Below are 16,197 nucleotides of genomic sequence, written 5' to 3'. Positions count from 1 at the left end.
TGGAGCGGGAAACGAGACTCGAACTCGCGACCCCGACCTTGGCAAGGTCGTGCTCTACCAACTGAGCTATTCCCGCGTCGCATGGCACTGCTTTTACGGCTTAAATCTTTGAATCTACGTAACTTAAAAATTTGGAGCGGGAAACGAGACTCGAACTCGCGACCCCGACCTTGGCAAGGTCGTGCTCTACCAACTGAGCTATTCCCGCTCTGCGCACTCAACGAAATTCTTCATCGGTACGGGGTGCGCATTATACGAGAAATCCTTTTAGCCGCAAGCCCCTGAAAGCAAAAAAATGAATTTTTCGTTCAAGTGTCGATTAAAACATCAAAGAGATGAATTAATCAGCGAAACACGGTGATTTCGTGCTCCGCAGCGCAATAAAAAAGATTTCAGTTATTCTGGAGATTAATAAAATGTTCGCGGTAGTAGGCTAATTCAGCGACGGATTCACGGATATCATCCAGGGCCTGATGGGTATTTTGCTTTTTAAAACCGGCCAGCACTTCCGGCTTCCAGCGACGCGCCAGTTCTTTCAGCGTGCTGACATCCAGGTAACGGTAATGGAAATACTCTTCCAGCTCCGGCATATACTTAAACAGGAAACGTCGGTCCTGCCCGACGCTGTTGCCGCAAATCGGCGATTTCCCCGCCGGAACCCACTCGCGCAGGAACTCGATAGTTTTTTGCTGTGCTGCATTGTCATCAAACGGGCTGGCTTTGACGCGATCCACCAGACCGCTGCCGGTGTGCGTACGCACATTCCAGTCATCCATCAGCGCCAGCTGAGCATCAGACTGATGCACCGCCATCACCGGCCCTTCGGCCAGAATGTTCAGATGCGCGTCCGTCACCAGCGTGGCAATCTCAATAATGCGGTCACGTTCAGGATCCAGACCGGTCATTTCCAGGTCGATCCAAATTAAGTTCGAGTCATTTGCAGCCATGATGTGTCCTGTTACAAAGTAGAGAGTTGACGGAGATCTCCGTCATTCGGGCAATTACTATAAAATAGCTGGTATCATAGTCGTTTTGGTCGCACCGAGCGATTAAAGCCAGTCAAGTGAGGCGCAGTGACTAAGTCAAAACTGTCTAAAGGGCAACAACGTCGCGTTCAGACTAACCATCAGCGTCGTCTGACACAGACCGACAAACGAAAAGAGCTGGACGATTCTCTGCATGGCGAACCGCAGGACGGCGTTGTCATCAGCCGTTTCGGGATGCATGCGGACGTTGAAGCGGCCGACGGCAGCCAGCACCGTTGCAATATCCGCCGTACCATCCGTTCTCTGGTCACCGGTGACCGCGTTGTATGGCGCGCCGGGGAAAATACCAGTGTGAAAGGTATCGTCGAGGCGGTTCACGAACGAACTTCCGTTCTGACACGCCCTGATTTCTATGATGGCGTCAAACCCATTGCCGCAAACATTGACCAGATCGTCATTGTCTCCGCCATTCTGCCGGAGCTGTCGCTCAATATTATTGACCGTTATCTGGTGGCGTGCGAAACCGTTGAAGTTGAGCCGCTGATTGTGCTCAATAAAATCGATCTGCTCGACGACGAAGGCCGTAAATTCGTTCAGGGCATGATGGATATCTACCGCAATATCAATTATCGCGTACTCGAAGTGTCGAGCCAAACCGGCGAAGGCATGCCTGCGTTTGAAAAGGCGCTGACTGACCGCATCAGTATTTTTGCCGGCCAGTCAGGCGTAGGCAAATCCAGCCTGCTGAACGCCCTGCTGCCACCGGATGAAAAACAAATTCTGGTGAATGAAGTCTCTGATAACTCAGGCCTGGGTCAGCACACCACCACCGCAGCGCGTCTGTATCACTTCCAGCATGGCGGCGACGTCATCGACTCCCCGGGCGTGCGTGAATTCGGCTTATGGCACCTTGCGCCAGAGCAAATCACCCAGGGCTTTGTCGAATTCCGTCCTTTCCTTGGCTACTGCAAATTCCGTGACTGCAAACACGGCAGTGATCCGGGCTGTGCAATCCGTGACGCCGTAGACCGGGGTGAAATAGCCGAAGAACGTTTCGACAACTACCACCGCATTCTGGAAAGCATGGAAGACGTAAAAACACGTAAAAACTTCGACACGCTGTAATGCTAATTAATTGAATTAACATGTTAATGGCAAACGGGTGAGGTTAACGGAAGTTGAACCGTTGATTTCACCCCGTTACAATCCTCCGCCATACAACACTGCGTGACCCTGAACTGATTTCAGGGTCTCCTGCAAAATGACCGGTAACGCCGGTCATTCATACCATCCAAGAGGTTTTCCCCGTGCTGGACAGTATCAAAATCAAACTGCAATACTTACTTCCTAAACAAGGACTGACCCGTCTTGCTGGCTGGGGCGCGGACAAACGTGCGGCCACGCTGACCCATTGGGTGATCAAAGCGTTTGCGCGTTTTTATAACGTCGACATGAAAGAAGCGCAAAACCCGGATCTCAAATCTTACGCCACATTTAACGAATTCTTCGTGCGTCCGCTGCGCGATGGCGCACGTCCGGTCGTCAGCGGTCTGGATATGCTTTGCCTGCCAGCCGACGGCGCAGTTAGCCAGTTAGGGGCAATTACCGATGGCAAGCTGTTCCAGGCTAAAGGTCATTTCTACAGTTTAGAAGCGCTGCTGGCGGGTAACTATCTGCTGGCTGAGCAGTTCAAAGACGGCCAGTTCGCCACCATTTATCTGGCACCACGGGATTATCACCGCGTGCATATGCCGTGTGACGGCGTGCTGCGCGAAATGATTTATGTGCCGGGTGATTTGTTCTCCGTCAACCCGCTGACCGCCGCGAATGTGCCAAATCTGTTCGCCCGTAACGAACGCGTCATCTGCGTCTTTGATACTGAATTCGGGCCGATGGTGCAGATTCTGGTCGGCGCAACGATTGTCGGCAGCATTGAAACCGTCTGGGCCGGCGGTGTCACACCACCACGCGAAGGCATTATCAAACGCTGGACCTATCCGGCGGCGGGCGAAGAAGGTGCCATCGCGCTGGAAAAAGGTCAGGAAATGGGCCGTTTCAAACTGGGTTCTACGGTGATCAACCTGTTTGCCGCTAAACAAATTCGCTTCATGCCGAATCTGAGCAATGGCACCGTGACCCGCATGGGCGAACCGTTCGCTGAAGCGCTGCGTGAAGCGGCACCCGCAACAACTGACGCGCAAGCACCAGCAACAGAAGTACCTGTAGCAACAGAAACACCTGCTGGTGTGGCAACGGCTGAACCACAAGTCCCGAAAGATTATTAAGTTCGCCCTGAACAGACGAAAAGAACTGAGAAAAAGGATGTGACCGAGTGCGCCTGATCCCCGCCCTGCTGATGAGTTTACTGCTGTCCCTGCCATTGATGGCGGGTGCAGCCCCGACTGAAGATCAGCTCAAACAGGAGCTGAAACAGGCGGAAGCCAACAAAGAAATGGCCAATCAGACGCAGGTGGTTGAGGCGCTGCAAAGCGCACTCAACTGGCTGAATGAAGCCAGTGTTTCAGCCGGGCGCACGGCGGAATATCAAAAGGTCATTGATGACTTTCCAAAACTGACGCAGGCCCTGCGCCAGGAATTGCGAAATCAGCCTGACAAGCCACCCGCGCTGGATAACAGCATCTCAGCCGCTCAGCTCGAGCAGCAAATTCTGCAAGTCAGCAGCCAGCAACTGGAAGAAACCCGCCAGTTACGTCAGGAGCAGGATCGTTCCCGCGACATCAGCGACTCACTAAGTCTGATCCCGCAACAGCAATCCGAAGCCCGCAACGCGCTGAGCGACATCGATCAGCGCATACAGGCGGCGACAGCGGCGGCCACCTCCTCACCCCTGGCGCAGGCGCAACTCAGCGCGCTTCAGGCCGAATCCGCAGCGCGCAAAGCGAAGGTGGATGAACTGGAACTGGCTCAGCTTTCTGCCAATAACCGGCAGGAACTGTCGCGGATGCGCACCGATCTCTACAAAAAGCGCGCCGATTTTCTTGATCAGCAATTACAGGTTTTACGCAACACGCTGAATAATCAACGTCAGCAGGAAGCCGAACAGGCGCTGGAAAAAACCGAGCTGCTGGCCGAACAGAGTGGCGAGTTGCCACACTCGATCAGTCAGCAGTTACAGGCAAACCGCGAGTTGTCGCTGGCGCTGAATCAGCAGGCGCAGCGGATGGACCTGATTTCCTCTCAACAACGTCAGGCCGCTGCACAGACTCAGCAGGTACGTCAGGCGATTAATACCATTCGCGAACAGGCGCAGTGGCTTGGCGCGTCTAATTTACTTGGCGAAACCCTGAGGGCGCAGGTTGCGCGTCTGCCGGATATGCCAAAACCGCAACAGCTTGACCGCGATATGGGCCAGTTGCGCGTTCAGCGTCTGCACTATGAAGATTTGCTGGATAAGCAGGCTATTTACCGTCAGGCGCGGCAGGACGATGGCAAACCGCTCACCACAGATCAGCAAAAAATTCTGGATGCGCAGTTGCGGACGCAACGTGATTTGCTCAATTCCCTGCTCTCGGGTTGCGATACCCAAATTCTTGAACTGACCAAGCTGAAAGTGGCAAACAGCCAACTGGTGGAGGCGCTGAATGACGTACATGACGCCGCCCACCGTTATCTGTTCTGGGTGGCAGACGTCAGCGCCATCGGCATTTCTTACCCGGTGCAGGTCGCGCATGACCTGAAACGGCTGGTCTCGCTGGATTCGCTCAGCCAGCTTGGCGGCGCGTCGATGATGATGGTCACCAGCAAAGAAACACTGTTGCCGCTGTTTGGCGCACTGATTCTGGTGATTATCAGCATCAGTTCCCGCAAGCACTATTATGCATTTCTGGAACGTGCCAACAGTAAAGTCGGCAAAGTCACGCAGGATCATTTCTCGCTGACCCTGCGTACCGTGTTCTGGTCAATTCTGGTGGCGATGCCGTTACCTGTGCTGTGGGCCGCGCTGGGATTCGGGCTGCAAAGTGCCTGGCCGTATCCGATTGCGGTGGCGATCGGCGATGGCGTCACCGCGACGTTGCCAATCCTGTGGGCGTTTATGGTCAGTGCCGCGCTGGCACATCCTCAGGGATTGTTTGTGGCACACTTCGGCTGGCCGCAGCGTGCGGTGTCAAGGGCACTGCGCTATTACGCGCTGTCGATCTGGGTGCTGGTGCCGCTCATTATGGCGCTGATTACCTTCGATAATCTCAACGATCGCGAGTTCTCTAATACGCTGGGACGTCTGTGCTTCGTGATTCTGTGTCTGGTGGTCGCACTGGTCACCAATAGCCTGAAACGCGCGGGCATTCCGCTGTATCACGATAAAAAAGGCAACAGCGAAAACATCATTAACAAGACGCTGTGGTGGATGCTGCTGGGCGCACCGATTGTCGCTGCGCTGGCTTCACTGATGGGCTACCTCGCGACCTCACAGGCGCTGCTGGCCCGCCTGGAAACCTCGGTCGCCATCTGGTTCGTGTTGCTGGTGATTTATCACATTATCCGCCGCTGGATGCTGATTCAGCGACGTCGTATCGCCTTCGAACGCGCCAAGCAGCGCCGTGCGGAAATGCTGAATCAACGCGCCCGTGGTGAGGAAGATGGCCATCAGATCAGCACCAGCAATGAAGGCACGGTCGAGATTGAGGAACCGGTGGTGGATCTGGATGCCATCTCTGCCCAGTCGCTGCGGCTGGTGCGTTCTCTGCTGACGTTGATCGCGCTGATCTCGGTGATCTTCCTGTGGTCTGAAATTCACTCGGCCTTCTCTTTCCTGGAAAATATTCATCTCTGGCAGGTTGCGTCTACGGTTCAGGGGGTGGAAAGCATGCAGCCGATCACCCTCGGATCGGTGCTGATCGCCATTCTGGTGCTGATTATCACCACGCAACTGGTGCGTAATCTGCCCGCATTGCTGGAACTGGCGCTGCTGCAACACCTGGATCTGACGCCGGGTACCGGCTATGCCGTACTGACCGTCACCAAATACGTATTGCTGCTGATTGGCGGCCTGACCGGTTTCTCGCTGATCGGGATCGAGTGGGCAAAACTGCAATGGCTGGTGGCGGCACTCGGTGTCGGTCTCGGCTTCGGTTTGCAGGAGATCTTCGCTAACTTTATTTCCGGCCTGATTATCCTGTTTGAAAAACCGATCCGTATCGGCGATACCGTAACGATCCGCAACCTGACCGGCAGTATCACCAGGATCAACACCCGTGCCACGACGATCGCTGACTGGGACCGCAAGGAGATTATCGTGCCGAACAAGGCCTTTATCACCGAGCAGTTCATCAACTGGTCGCTGTCGGATTCCGTCACGCGTGTGGTGCTAACCGTGCCTGCACCGTCGGAGGCCAACAGTGAAGAAGTGACAGAAATTCTGCTCAACGCTGCGCATCGCTGTTCGCTGGTGCTGGATATGCCTGCGCCGGAAGCCTATCTGGTGGATCTCCAGCAGGGGATTCAGATTTTCGAGCTGCGTATGCATGCCGCTGAAATGGCGCACCGTATGCCGCTTCGCCATGAAATTCACCAACTGATCCTGGCTGGATTCCGCGAGCACGGCATTACACTGCCATTCCCGCCATTCCAGGTGCGTATGGAAACACTGCACCGCGCGCAAAATGGCAATAACGCGACCTTTACCAGCAGCAGCGGAAGTGGCCGCAGCGGAAACAGTTCGCGCTCACCGGGCGATTTGTAAGAGAAAAGAGAACAGCAAAAGGGCAGATTCTTCTGCCCTTTTTTAAGCACATTGGCTGATGGAGTTTACAGATCCGCGATTAGCGCTGCAGCAGCGTTGCGGTGCAAAGAGATCAGCGATTTGATATCCATGCCGACAATTTCACCGTCAGTCACCCGCCATTTCCCGCCGATCATCACCCGATCGGCTTTTTCCGCACCACACAATAGCAGCGCGGCAACCGGATCATGACTGCCGCTGAAACGTAATTCATCGAGTTTAAACAGCGCCAGATCAGCCTGTTTGCCCACGGCAATCTGCCCGATATCATCGCGACCGATAAGCTTCGCCGAACCGCGCGTCGCCCAGCCCAGCACTCGCTCCGGCGTGACATATTCCGCCCCGTATTTCAGACGTTGCAGATACAGCGCCTGTCGCGCTTCATACATCAGGTTTGATGCGTCATTCGACGCCGAACCGTCAACGCCCAGACCAATCGGCACGCCAGCGGCCTCCAGATCCCGCGTCGGGCACATACCGGAAGCCAGCCGCATATTCGACACCGGACAATGACAGATACCGGTGCCCGCCGCGCCCAGACGGCGGATTTCGTCGTCGTTAAAGTGAATACCGTGTGCCAGCCATGTCCGGTCACTCAGCCAGCCAACGCTTTCCAGATAATCGACTGTACGCAGACCAAACATTTTCAGGCAAAACTGTTCTTCATCCAGCGTTTCCGCCAGATGCGTATGCAGCCGGACATCTTCCCGCTGCGCCAGTCTGGCGCTCTCACGCATAATTTCGGTGGTGACCGAAAACGGCGAGCAAGGTGCCAGTGCAATCTGCATCCACGCGCCCTCGCCGCGCTGATGATAGCGGTCAATCAGGCGCTGGCTGTCCTGCAAAATCACCTCGCCCGACTGGACCGTCTGTTCCGGCGGCAAACCGCCCTGCTCCTCGCCGAGACTCATCGAGCCGCGCGTCAGTAACGCACGCATGCCCAGCTCACGCACGACGCCCACCTGCACATCGATCGCCTCCTCCATGCCCTGCGGGAAAAGATAATGGTGGTCAGTGGTGGTAGTGCAACCGGAGAGCAACAGTTCAGCCATTGCGACGCGGCTTGCCAGACCCAGCGCCTCCGGCCCTAAACGCGCCCAGACGGGATAAAGTTTTTTCAGCCACGGGAATAACGGCACGTTGACCACGGGCGCCCAGGCCCGGGTCAGCGTCTGATAAAAATGATGATGAGTGTTAATCAGCCCCGGCAGCAGTACAGACTCGGAGGCATCATAAATATGATCTACCGGCTGCGAAGGTGGCTGACCCGCGGTCAGCAACTCAGCAATTTTCTGCCCTTCAGTGACGATGCCGCCACGGGCATCCAGTGAGTTGGCGGTAAAAACCGCCAGCGGATTTTTGATCCACGTGCGTTGCTCTGACATGTCTGACTTCCTTTTTAAGGTCACATTAAATTCAAAAAGTGAGTCAGCTCAGTTATGCCCTGTCTGCTGATCCAGGGGCGCAACGCGCAGAATTTCAGTGAACCTTGATCTCCTCCGCGACCACGCTGGTGCGTTCTGCAGGCATCAGTAAATTGAGCAGAATAGCGATAACGCCACCGCTGGTCACGGCATGCCCGAAGATATTGCCAACGATGGGTGGGAACTGACCAAGCACATCTGGCACAGCTTCAATGCCCAGACCGATGCCAAAGGCGATGGCAATTATCAGCATTTCACGACGTCCGACCGGAGACTGTGTCATGATTCGGATACCCGCCGCGACCACGCTGCCAAACATCACCAGCGTTGCGCCACCCAGCACCGGCGCAGGAATTTGCTGCAACACTTCGCCGATAAACGGAAACAGGCCTAGCACCAGTAATACCGCGCCAATATACATGCCGACAAAACGGCTGGCGACGCCGGTCATCTGGATCACGCCATTGTTCTGTGCAAATGTTGTGTTAGGAAATGACGAGAAGGCTGCGGCGATAAGGCAACTGATACCGTCAGCCAGAATCCCGCCCTGCAGACGTTTACGGAAGCTTTCTCCTTCAATCGGTTGCTGCGACAACATGCAGTTAGCGGTCAGATCACCCACCGCTTCCAGGATGCTGATAAACGATACCAGCGCGATCGGCACGAAAATAATCCAGTCAAACTTAAAACCAAAACGGAACAGTTGCGGCAATGCAAACCAGTCGCCCTGCAAAGGTTTCACCGTCAGATGGCCGGTCAGCGCAGCGGCGATACAGCCGACAACAATGCCTAAAACTATTGATGAAAGGCGCAGCCAGCGCACGTCGATGCGGTTGCAGGCGACAATCACCAGCAGCGTCAGCGCCCCCAGCCCGAGGTTAGCCGGTGCGCCGAAATTCGCGGCACCATGGCCGCCCGCCCAGTCGGTAATGCTGACTTTAATCAGGCTGATGCCAATCAGCGCGATTACGGTGCCGCTGACCAGCGGTGTAAACACGCGGCGCATCTGCCCGATAAACCGGCTAACCAGCAGCGGGATAAACGCCGCCACAAAGTTCACCCCAAAAATCATCGCCATGATGTCTTCAGGAGAGCCACCGCGGCTTTTCACCAACATACCGCCGGAGAGGATCACCCCCAGAAACGCAAAACTGGTACCTTGCAAACAAATCATCCCCGCGCCCACCGACATAAACCGGCGCGCCTGAATAAATGTCCCGATGCCGGAAGCCAGCAAAGACATGCTGATCAGATAAGGCAAGTAGGCATTCAGCCCGAGAACCGAGCCGATAATCAGCGGCGGCGTGATAATTCCGACCACGCTTGCCAGCACGTGCTGGATGGCGGTGAAAAATGCCGGTGCCGGTGCAATGCGCTCTTCCAGTCCATAAAGAAGTTCTTTGTCGTTGGATTCTGACATAACGAGTTTTCCGGATAATAAGTGATGATCCGGTAATGCATAAATCAGGCCAGCAGCAAAAAATTTCGCTTAACTCAGGCAGAAGACCCTGTTTATGGCGCTTGGCGAGAAAGGGCCAGCACTGAAACTTTAAAATCAGCGCTGCGTCATTTAGGTACTTTTGTTTCAGTAAAAGTGCAGTTTTGGGTTTATTGCACAATGAAGGGGCAAAAAAGGGAAGTCGTGGAAGGAAGCCCTGACCTTGGGAACAGGGCTTAAGCACTCATCAGGCGCGTGTCACCGGGAAGGCCAGGACATCACTCAGGCTGGCAGCACCCAGCGCAATCATAATCAGGCGGTCAACGCCCAGCGCCACACCTGAACACTCCGGCATACCGTGTTCTAACGCATCCAGCAGATTGTTATCGACAGGATGCTGCGGCAGGCCGCGTGCCGCGCGTTTGCGGTTATCCTGCTCGAAACGCTGACGCTGCTCACGGCTGTCCGTCAGTTCACGGAAACCATTCGCCAGCTCAATGCCTTTGTAATACACCTCGAAACGCTCGGCGACGCGGTGATCTTCCGTACTGATTTCTGCCAGAGCGGCCTGCGTGGCCGGGAAATGATAGACGAATGTCGGTTTGTCGCGACCAATGTGCGGTTCTACACCCATCGTAAACAACAACTGTAACAGGGTGTCACGGTCTTCTTCGGTATCAGCAATGTTGGATAAATCCAGTTTTGCCGCCGCTTCACGCAGTTCCGTTTTGTCGGCGGATAACGGATCCACACCGAGATGGCGGGTAAACGCCTGCTGATAAGACAGGGTTTCAGCGCTATCGCAATCGAGAACCTGCTGGAGTAAATCATCCACTTCATTCATCAGACGGTACATGTCATAACGCGGACGGTACCATTCGAGCATGGTGAATTCCGGATTATGATGACGCCCGGCTTCTTCATTACGGAAACTGCGGCCCATCTGATAAATCGGCCCGCTGCCCGCAGCCAGCAAACGTTTCATGTGATATTCCGGGCTGGTCATCAGATACAACGTCATGCCGTCAGCCGCACCCGGCCCGACAAAACGCGTCTCAAACGGCACCAGATGAATGTCGGTCACCGTGGCCTGGCTCATTGCTGGCGTTTCAACTTCCAGTACGCCGCGATCGGCAAAGAAACGTCGAATCTCAGCGAGGATAGCCGCACGCTTCAACAAATTGGCGACGGGAGCACTGGGTTGCCAGCTTGCTGTTTCGCTCATGGTGATTTACTCCGAATTCAGAAAAGTCATGCAGTCTACCTGCATCCCCGCAGGCAAACAAATATCTCATTTTACGAAGCGCAATGCAGAGAAAGCCTAAACCTGCATTCACATCAAATTACCATGACTACCCCTTTGGTATAATAATTCTCTTACAAACAATAAGAATATCAGCCACCGGGACAGCGCCTGTATGTCATCGGGGTTCACTAACTCTTCGATTATGAAGAGCTTTTCGCGGGTGTTTCAAACCCGATCTCATTGATGATAGTGGAGGAATGCAGTGCAAACCTTTAACGCCGACATTGCAATTATAGGTGCAGGTGGGGCGGGTTTACGCGCAGCAATAGCCGCAGCGGAAGCCAATCCCAACCTGAATATCGCGTTGATTTCGAAAGTGTACCCAATGCGCAGCCACACCGTGGCGGCCGAAGGCGGTTCTGCCGCTGTGACGCAAGATCACGACAGCTTTGATTTTCACTTCCAGGATACCGTTTCCGGAGGCGACTGGCTGTGTGAGCAAGACGTAGTGGATCATTTCGTTCATCAATGCCCGACTGAAATGGCCCAGCTTGAACTGTGGGGCTGTCCGTGGAGCCGTAAGGATGACGGTTCCGTCAATGTTCGCCGCTTCGGCGGAATGAAGATCGAACGCACCTGGTTTGCCGCGGATAAAACCGGCTTCCATATGCTGCACACCCTGTTCCAGACCTCGCTGAAATACCCACAAATCAAACGATTCGATGAGCATTTCGTCCTCGATATTCTGGTCGATGAAGGCCAGGTACGCGGCGTTGTCGCCATCAATATGATGGAAGGCACACGCGTGCAAATTCGGGCTAACGCCGTGGTCATGGCGACCGGCGGCGCAGGCCGTGTTTACCGTTACAACACCAACGGCGGTATCGTCACCGGCGATGGCATGGGCATGGCGTTCCGCCATGGCATTCCGTTGCGCGACATGGAGTTCGTGCAATATCACCCGACCGGCCTGCCGGGTTCCGGCATCCTGATGACAGAAGGCTGCCGCGGTGAAGGCGGCATTCTGGTCAACAAAGACGGTTACCGTTATCTGCAGGATTACGGCATGGGGCCGGAAACCCCTCTGGGCGAGCCGAAAAACAAATACATGGAACTCGGCCCGCGTGACAAAGTATCACAAGCGTTCTGGCACGAATGGCGCGCCGGACGCACCATCGAAACGCCGCGTGGCGACGTGGTATATCTGGATTTACGCCATCTCGGCGAGAAAAAACTGCGTGAACGTCTGCCGTTCATCTGCGAACTGGCCAAAGCGTATGTCGGCGTCGATCCGATTACGGACCCGATCCCTGTTCGCCCTACCGCGCACTACACCATGGGCGGCATTGAAACCGATGCACAGTGTGAAACCCGCATCAAAGGTCTGTTTGCGGTCGGCGAATGTTCGTCCGTCGGTCTGCACGGCGCCAACCGTCTCGGCTCAAACTCACTGGCAGAACTGGTGGTGTTCGGGCGTATGGCCGGTGAAAAAGCGGCAGAACGCGCAGTTGAAGCCAAAGACACCGGCAACAGCGCCGCACTCGAAGCGCAGGTGCGTGATATCGAAAACCGTGTTGCCGCGCTGATGGCACAGGAAGGCGACGAAAGCTGGGCCGCCATCCGTGACGAAATGGGTCTGGCGATGGAAGAAGGTTGCGGGATTTATCGCACTACCGAGCTGATGCAAAAAACCATCGATAAACTGGCCGAACTGAAAGAACGCTTCAAACGGGTGAAAATTCAGGATACCTCCAGTGTCTTTAATACCGACCTGCTGTATACCATCGAACTGGGTCATGGCCTGGAAGTAGCAGAATGTATGGCGCATTCCGCCATCAATCGTCGCGAATCACGCGGCGCCCATCAGCGTCTCGATGAAGGCTGTACCGAACGCGATGACGTGAATTTCCTCAAACATACTCTGGCCTTTTATCAGCCAGATTCCGCCCCGCGTCTCGAATATGGCGACGTGAAAATTACCACGCTGCCACCGGCAAAACGCGTGTACGGCGGGGAATCTGAGACTCACGATAAAAAAGATAAGGAGCAATCACGTGGCTAAAATGCGCAGCCTGAAGGTTGAGATCATGCGCTACAACCCGGAAACGGACAGCGCGCCGCATCCGGTGGTGTATGACGTGCCTTTCGATGAAACAACGTCACTGCTCGATGCTCTGGGCTACATCAAAGATCATCTGGCCGCTGACCTTTCCTATCGCTGGTCGTGCCGTATGGCAATCTGCGGCTCGTGCGGCATGATGGTGAATAGGGTGCCGAAGCTGGCGTGCAAAACCTTCCTGCGGGAATATCCGGACGGTATGCAGATTGAGGCGCTGGGGAACTTCCCGGTGGAACGTGATCTGGTGGTCGATATGACCCACTTTATCGAAAGCCTCGAAGCCATCAAACCTTACATTATCGGCAATACCCGCACGGTCGGCGAAGGCCCGGGCAAGCAAACTCCGGCGCAAATGGAGAAATATCACCAGTTCTCCGGCTGTATCAACTGTGGTTTATGTTATGCCGCCTGCCCGCAGTTTGGACTGAATCCTGAATTCATCGGCCCGGCAGCTATCACGCTGGCGCATCGTTACAACCTCGATAACCGTGACCACGGCAAAGCACAACGTATGCCACAGCTCAACAGTCAGAATGGTGTCTGGAGTTGTACGTTCGTCGGTTATTGCTCCGAAGTCTGTCCGAAGCACGTCGACCCTGCCGCCGCCATTCAGCAAGGCAAAGTCGAAAGTTCGAAAGACTTCATGATCGCGAGGCTGAGACCGCAATGAGGGAGGAAAATATGACGACTCAAAGTACGGGCAGCAAACGTAAACCCTACGTGCGTGAGATGAAAGCCAGCTGGTGGAAAAATTTACCGTTCTACCGTTTTTATATGCTGCGTGAGGGCACGGCGGTTCCGGCAGTATGGTTCAGTCTCTTACTGCTGGCAGGGGTTTGCTCGTTACGTAACGGGCCTGAAAGCTGGGCGGGTTTTGTGAATTTTCTGCAAAATCCGGTGGTCTTGCTGATTAACCTGATCGCCCTGCTTGCGGCCCTGTTGCATACCAAAACCTGGTTCGAACTGGCACCGAAAGCCTCCATCCTGGTGGTGAAAGGTAAAAAGATGGGACCTGAACCGGTGATTGCCGGTTTCTGGGGCGTGACGATCGTTGTGACGCTGGTTGTTCTCGTCATCGCACTGTTTCTTTAAGGAGGCGACATGAAAAATACTCTTCCTAAACGTTCAGACGAGCCGGTGTTCTGGGGATTGTTTGGTGCGGGCGGTATGTGGAGCGCAATTTTTGCGCCGGTGATGATTCTGCTGGTGTGCTTCCTGCTGCCGCTGGGCTTTTTCCCCGGCGACGCACTGAGCTATCCACGCGTGCTGGCATTTGCGCAAAGCGGGATCGGGCGTCTGTTCCTGCTGCTGATGATCGTGCTGCCTCTGTGGTGCGGTCTGCACCGGATCCATCACTGCATGCACGACCTGAAGGTCCACGTTCCGGCCGGAAAATGGGTGTTCTACGGGCTGGCGACGATCTTAAGTATCGTCACCCTTATCGTGCTGATCCGCCTCTGATCCGCAAAGATCTGACTTTCCAGCGGCCATCTCTCTGGCCGCTGTTTTCATTCTTTATCCGCAGGTTTTCCCTTTTTCTTTTTTGTTACCTACACTTAGAGAACATACTAAGGAAGGAAACTCCATGCGTATCTGGTCAAAACTCAGCGTTATCATCACAGCACTTATGTCAGTCGCGTGCAGCGTAACGCCGCCTGCTGACGTCAAAGTCGTCAATAATTTCGAACTCACCCGCTATCTCGGTACCTGGTATGAAGTCGCCAGACTGGACCATAGTTTTGAAAGCGGACTGGAACGCGTCACCGCCAATTACAGCCTGCGCGATGATGGCGGCGTAAAAGTGATTAATCGCGGGTTTAATCCGCAGAAGAATAAATGGCAGGAAAGTGAGGGCAAAGGTTACTTCACCGGATCACCTGCGCGCGCGGCGCTGAAAGTGTCATTCTTCGGTCCGTTCTATGGCGGTTATAACGTCATAGAACTGGATAAAGATTATCGTTACGCGCTGGTCTGCGGACCGGATAAAAGCTATCTGTGGATCCTGTCCCGTACGCCAACGCTGGATGACAGCGTGAAGCAGCAACTTCTGCAAACGGCGCAGCAGTACGGATTTGATACCAGCAAACTGGTGTGGGTGAAACAGCCTTGATGCTTACACCATAAAACTCGCGCCATAAAAACAACACTGCCTGCATCAACGTGCAGGCAGACATCAGTTTACTTAACGTTATTCGCTCGCTATTGCGCGCTTTTCTGAATGGCTTCCCCACCGGCAGACACATCTTCACCTACGCCACGCGTGGTGTTGCAGGCTGTTAAGGCAGAAGACAAGATAAGAACAGACAAGATAGCGAGGATACTTTTCTTCAGCATATAAATCTCCTTCCTATAAGAGAATGTAAAGTACGACACTTTTAGTGTAGCTAATTTTCTGGATATAGAAGGGAACAGGCAGGATTTTAAGACATTTGGTAAAACGAGGCTGAAGGGATCAGCCTGCTTTGGAAATTGCGCCACCCAGATGCTGGATGTCTTCACCGAAACCATGAACCGTGTTGCAGCCGGATAACGAAGCCAGCAGCATCACTGAAACCACGATAAACATCATCTTCTTCAACATGGTAAACATAATCCCATTCAACAAGTTGGGGCTGGAAAGCTGCGACAGGCATTCACCTGTGGCAGCTTTCATCCGGCGTAATAAGTATTGAGAACTTATTTAACGCGGGAAACGTATTCGCCAGAGCGGGTGTCACAACGGACGATTTCGCCGATCTGCACGAATAATGGCACTTTAACCACAGCGCCGGTGCTCAGGGTCGCTGGCTTACCGCCGGTACCTGCGGTATCACCTTTCAGGCCAGGATCAGTGTCCACAACTTCAGCTTCGATGAAGTTTGGTGGCTGAACAGCGATAGGACGGCCATCCCACAGCGTCACGATACATTCTGCGTTGTCCTGCAGCCATTTAGAGGCGTCAGAAACAGTTTTCTCTTCAACCTGATGCTGTTCGAAAGTCTCAGGGTGCATGAAGTGGTAGAACTCACCGTCGTTGTAGAGGTAGTTCATGTTGGTATCTACAACATCAGCGCCTTCGCATGAGTCAGTAGATTTGAAGGTTTTTTCTACACGGGAACCGGTCAGCAGACGACGCATTTTAACGCGTGCGAAAGCCTGGCCTTTGCCTGGTTTTACGAATTCACTGGATTCGATAGCGTAAGGCTCGCCCTCGAACATGATTTTAAGACCCGGACGGAAATCGTTGCTAGAATAAGTCGCCATG

Annotated in this window: 15 protein-coding genes and 2 tRNA genes; 8 read left to right on the top strand and 9 right to left on the bottom strand. The window is 54.2% G+C overall.

Translation table 11 applies throughout. The annotated features are described in order from the left end of the window. From DXU84_RS20095 to orn, 3 genes are all read right to left on the bottom strand, one after another. Positions 1-76, bottom strand: a tRNA-Gly gene (locus DXU84_RS20095). A gap of 56 nt (positions 77-132) precedes the next feature. Then, positions 133-208 (bottom strand) — tRNA-Gly (locus DXU84_RS20090). 184 nt (positions 209-392) lie between these two features. Continuing rightward, a complete protein-coding gene (gene orn, locus DXU84_RS20085; RefSeq protein ID WP_014411558.1) occupies positions 393-947 on the bottom strand; it encodes an oligoribonuclease in 555 nt (184 codons plus the stop codon). A gap of 126 nt (positions 948-1,073) precedes the next feature. On the opposite strand from orn, the gene rsgA reads away from it, so the two are divergent. The 3 genes from rsgA to mscM all read left to right on the top strand — a co-directional run bounded on the left by rsgA (position 1,074) and on the right by mscM (position 6,687). Next, on the top strand, positions 1,074-2,111 hold the full coding sequence (gene rsgA, locus DXU84_RS20080; RefSeq protein ID WP_013573755.1) for a small ribosomal subunit biogenesis GTPase RsgA: 1,038 nt from the start codon (positions 1,074-1,076) through the stop codon (positions 2,109-2,111). A 182-nt stretch (positions 2,112-2,293) separates the two neighbouring features. Continuing rightward, on the top strand, positions 2,294-3,271 hold the full coding sequence (asd, locus tag DXU84_RS20075) for an archaetidylserine decarboxylase (protein ID WP_014411557.1): 978 nt from the start codon (positions 2,294-2,296) through the stop codon (positions 3,269-3,271). Positions 3,272-3,318: 47 nt separating this feature from the next. After that, entirely contained in the window at positions 3,319-6,687 is a 3,369-nt protein-coding gene (gene mscM / locus DXU84_RS20070; RefSeq protein ID WP_217243718.1) for a miniconductance mechanosensitive channel MscM, read from the top strand. A gap of 65 nt (positions 6,688-6,752) precedes the next feature. On the opposite strand, the gene DXU84_RS20065 is transcribed toward mscM, so the two are convergent. The 3 genes from DXU84_RS20065 to epmA all read right to left on the bottom strand — a co-directional run bounded on the left by DXU84_RS20065 (position 6,753) and on the right by epmA (position 10,813). Next, a complete protein-coding gene (locus DXU84_RS20065; RefSeq protein ID WP_153376575.1) occupies positions 6,753-8,111 on the bottom strand; it encodes an 8-oxoguanine deaminase in 1,359 nt (452 codons plus the stop codon). Between the two features lie 94 nt (positions 8,112-8,205). Then, complete coding sequence (locus tag DXU84_RS20060; RefSeq protein ID WP_013573751.1) at positions 8,206-9,570, bottom strand: uracil-xanthine permease family protein; 1,365 nt, start codon at positions 9,568-9,570, stop codon at positions 8,206-8,208. Positions 9,571-9,835: 265 nt separating this feature from the next. Beyond that, complete coding sequence (gene epmA / locus DXU84_RS20055) at positions 9,836-10,813, bottom strand: elongation factor P--(R)-beta-lysine ligase (RefSeq protein WP_013573750.1); 978 nt, start codon at positions 10,811-10,813, stop codon at positions 9,836-9,838. Positions 10,814-11,096: 283 nt separating this feature from the next. Between epmA and frdA the strand changes: the two genes are divergently transcribed. From frdA to blc, 5 genes are all read left to right on the top strand, one after another. Further along, positions 11,097-12,896: a fumarate reductase (quinol) flavoprotein subunit gene (gene frdA / locus DXU84_RS20050; RefSeq protein ID WP_014411553.1), complete on the top strand. Its 1,800-nt coding sequence runs from the start codon at positions 11,097-11,099 to the stop codon at positions 12,894-12,896. A 1-nt stretch (position 12,897) separates the two neighbouring features. Continuing rightward, positions 12,898-13,623 (top strand): succinate dehydrogenase/fumarate reductase iron-sulfur subunit, encoded by a 726-nt coding sequence (locus DXU84_RS20045; protein ID WP_153376587.1) that lies wholly within the window; start codon positions 12,898-12,900, stop codon positions 13,621-13,623. Positions 13,624-13,634: 11 nt separating this feature from the next. After that, positions 13,635-14,045, top strand: coding sequence for a fumarate reductase subunit FrdC (frdC, locus tag DXU84_RS20040; protein WP_037034293.1), 411 nt, complete (start codon positions 13,635-13,637; stop codon positions 14,043-14,045). Between the two features lie 9 nt (positions 14,046-14,054). Further along, positions 14,055-14,414, top strand: coding sequence for a fumarate reductase subunit FrdD (gene frdD / locus DXU84_RS20035; protein ID WP_013573746.1), 360 nt, complete (start codon positions 14,055-14,057; stop codon positions 14,412-14,414). 124 nt (positions 14,415-14,538) lie between these two features. Then, complete coding sequence (gene blc, locus DXU84_RS20030; RefSeq protein WP_013573745.1) at positions 14,539-15,063, top strand: outer membrane lipoprotein Blc; 525 nt, start codon at positions 14,539-14,541, stop codon at positions 15,061-15,063. 89 nt (positions 15,064-15,152) lie between these two features. Here the strand turns inward: blc and DXU84_RS20025 are convergent, their stop codons facing one another. From DXU84_RS20025 to efp, 3 genes are all read right to left on the bottom strand, one after another. Continuing rightward, positions 15,153-15,287 (bottom strand): entericidin A/B family lipoprotein, encoded by a 135-nt coding sequence (locus DXU84_RS20025; RefSeq protein ID WP_013573744.1) that lies wholly within the window; start codon positions 15,285-15,287, stop codon positions 15,153-15,155. 118 nt (positions 15,288-15,405) lie between these two features. Next, positions 15,406-15,534 carry an entericidin A/B family lipoprotein gene (locus DXU84_RS20020; protein WP_013573743.1) on the bottom strand — a complete coding sequence of 43 codons (129 nt, stop codon included), beginning with the start codon at positions 15,532-15,534 and terminating at the stop codon, positions 15,406-15,408. Between the two features lie 95 nt (positions 15,535-15,629). After that, a complete protein-coding gene (gene efp / locus DXU84_RS20015) occupies positions 15,630-16,196 on the bottom strand; it encodes an elongation factor P (protein WP_013573742.1) in 567 nt (188 codons plus the stop codon). Position 16,197: the final 1 nt, after the last annotated feature.

Origin of the sequence: Rahnella sp. RcJ3, assembly GCF_009498575.1 — a bacterium.
GTDB classification, from domain to species: Bacteria; Pseudomonadota; Gammaproteobacteria; order Enterobacterales; family Enterobacteriaceae; genus Rahnella; species Rahnella aceris.
The sequence above is the reverse complement of the archived record's forward strand: the minus strand, read 5'-3'. Positions and strand labels throughout refer to the sequence as shown.

Coding starts and splice junctions, on each gene's coding strand:
- orn (WP_014411558.1), bottom strand. CDS start 947: ATGGCTGCAAATGACTCGAACTTAATTTGGATCGACCTGGAAATGACC.
- DXU84_RS20065 (WP_153376575.1), bottom strand. CDS start 8,111: ATGTCAGAGCAACGCACGTGGATCAAAAATCCGCTGGCGGTTTTTACC.
- DXU84_RS20060 (WP_013573751.1), bottom strand. CDS start 9,570: ATGTCAGAATCCAACGACAAAGAACTTCTTTATGGACTGGAAGAGCGC.
- epmA (WP_013573750.1), bottom strand. CDS start 10,813: ATGAGCGAAACAGCAAGCTGGCAACCCAGTGCTCCCGTCGCCAATTTG.
- DXU84_RS20045 (WP_153376587.1), top strand. CDS start 12,898: ATGCGCAGCCTGAAGGTTGAGATCATGCGCTACAACCCGGAAACGGAC.
- frdC (WP_037034293.1), top strand. CDS start 13,635: ATGACGACTCAAAGTACGGGCAGCAAACGTAAACCCTACGTGCGTGAG.
- frdD (WP_013573746.1), top strand. CDS start 14,055: ATGAAAAATACTCTTCCTAAACGTTCAGACGAGCCGGTGTTCTGGGGA.
- blc (WP_013573745.1), top strand. CDS start 14,539: ATGCGTATCTGGTCAAAACTCAGCGTTATCATCACAGCACTTATGTCA.
- DXU84_RS20025 (WP_013573744.1), bottom strand. CDS start 15,287: ATGCTGAAGAAAAGTATCCTCGCTATCTTGTCTGTTCTTATCTTGTCT.
- DXU84_RS20020 (WP_013573743.1), bottom strand. CDS start 15,534: ATGTTGAAGAAGATGATGTTTATCGTGGTTTCAGTGATGCTGCTGGCT.
- efp (WP_013573742.1), bottom strand. CDS start 16,196: ATGGCGACTTATTCTAGCAACGATTTCCGTCCGGGTCTTAAAATCATG.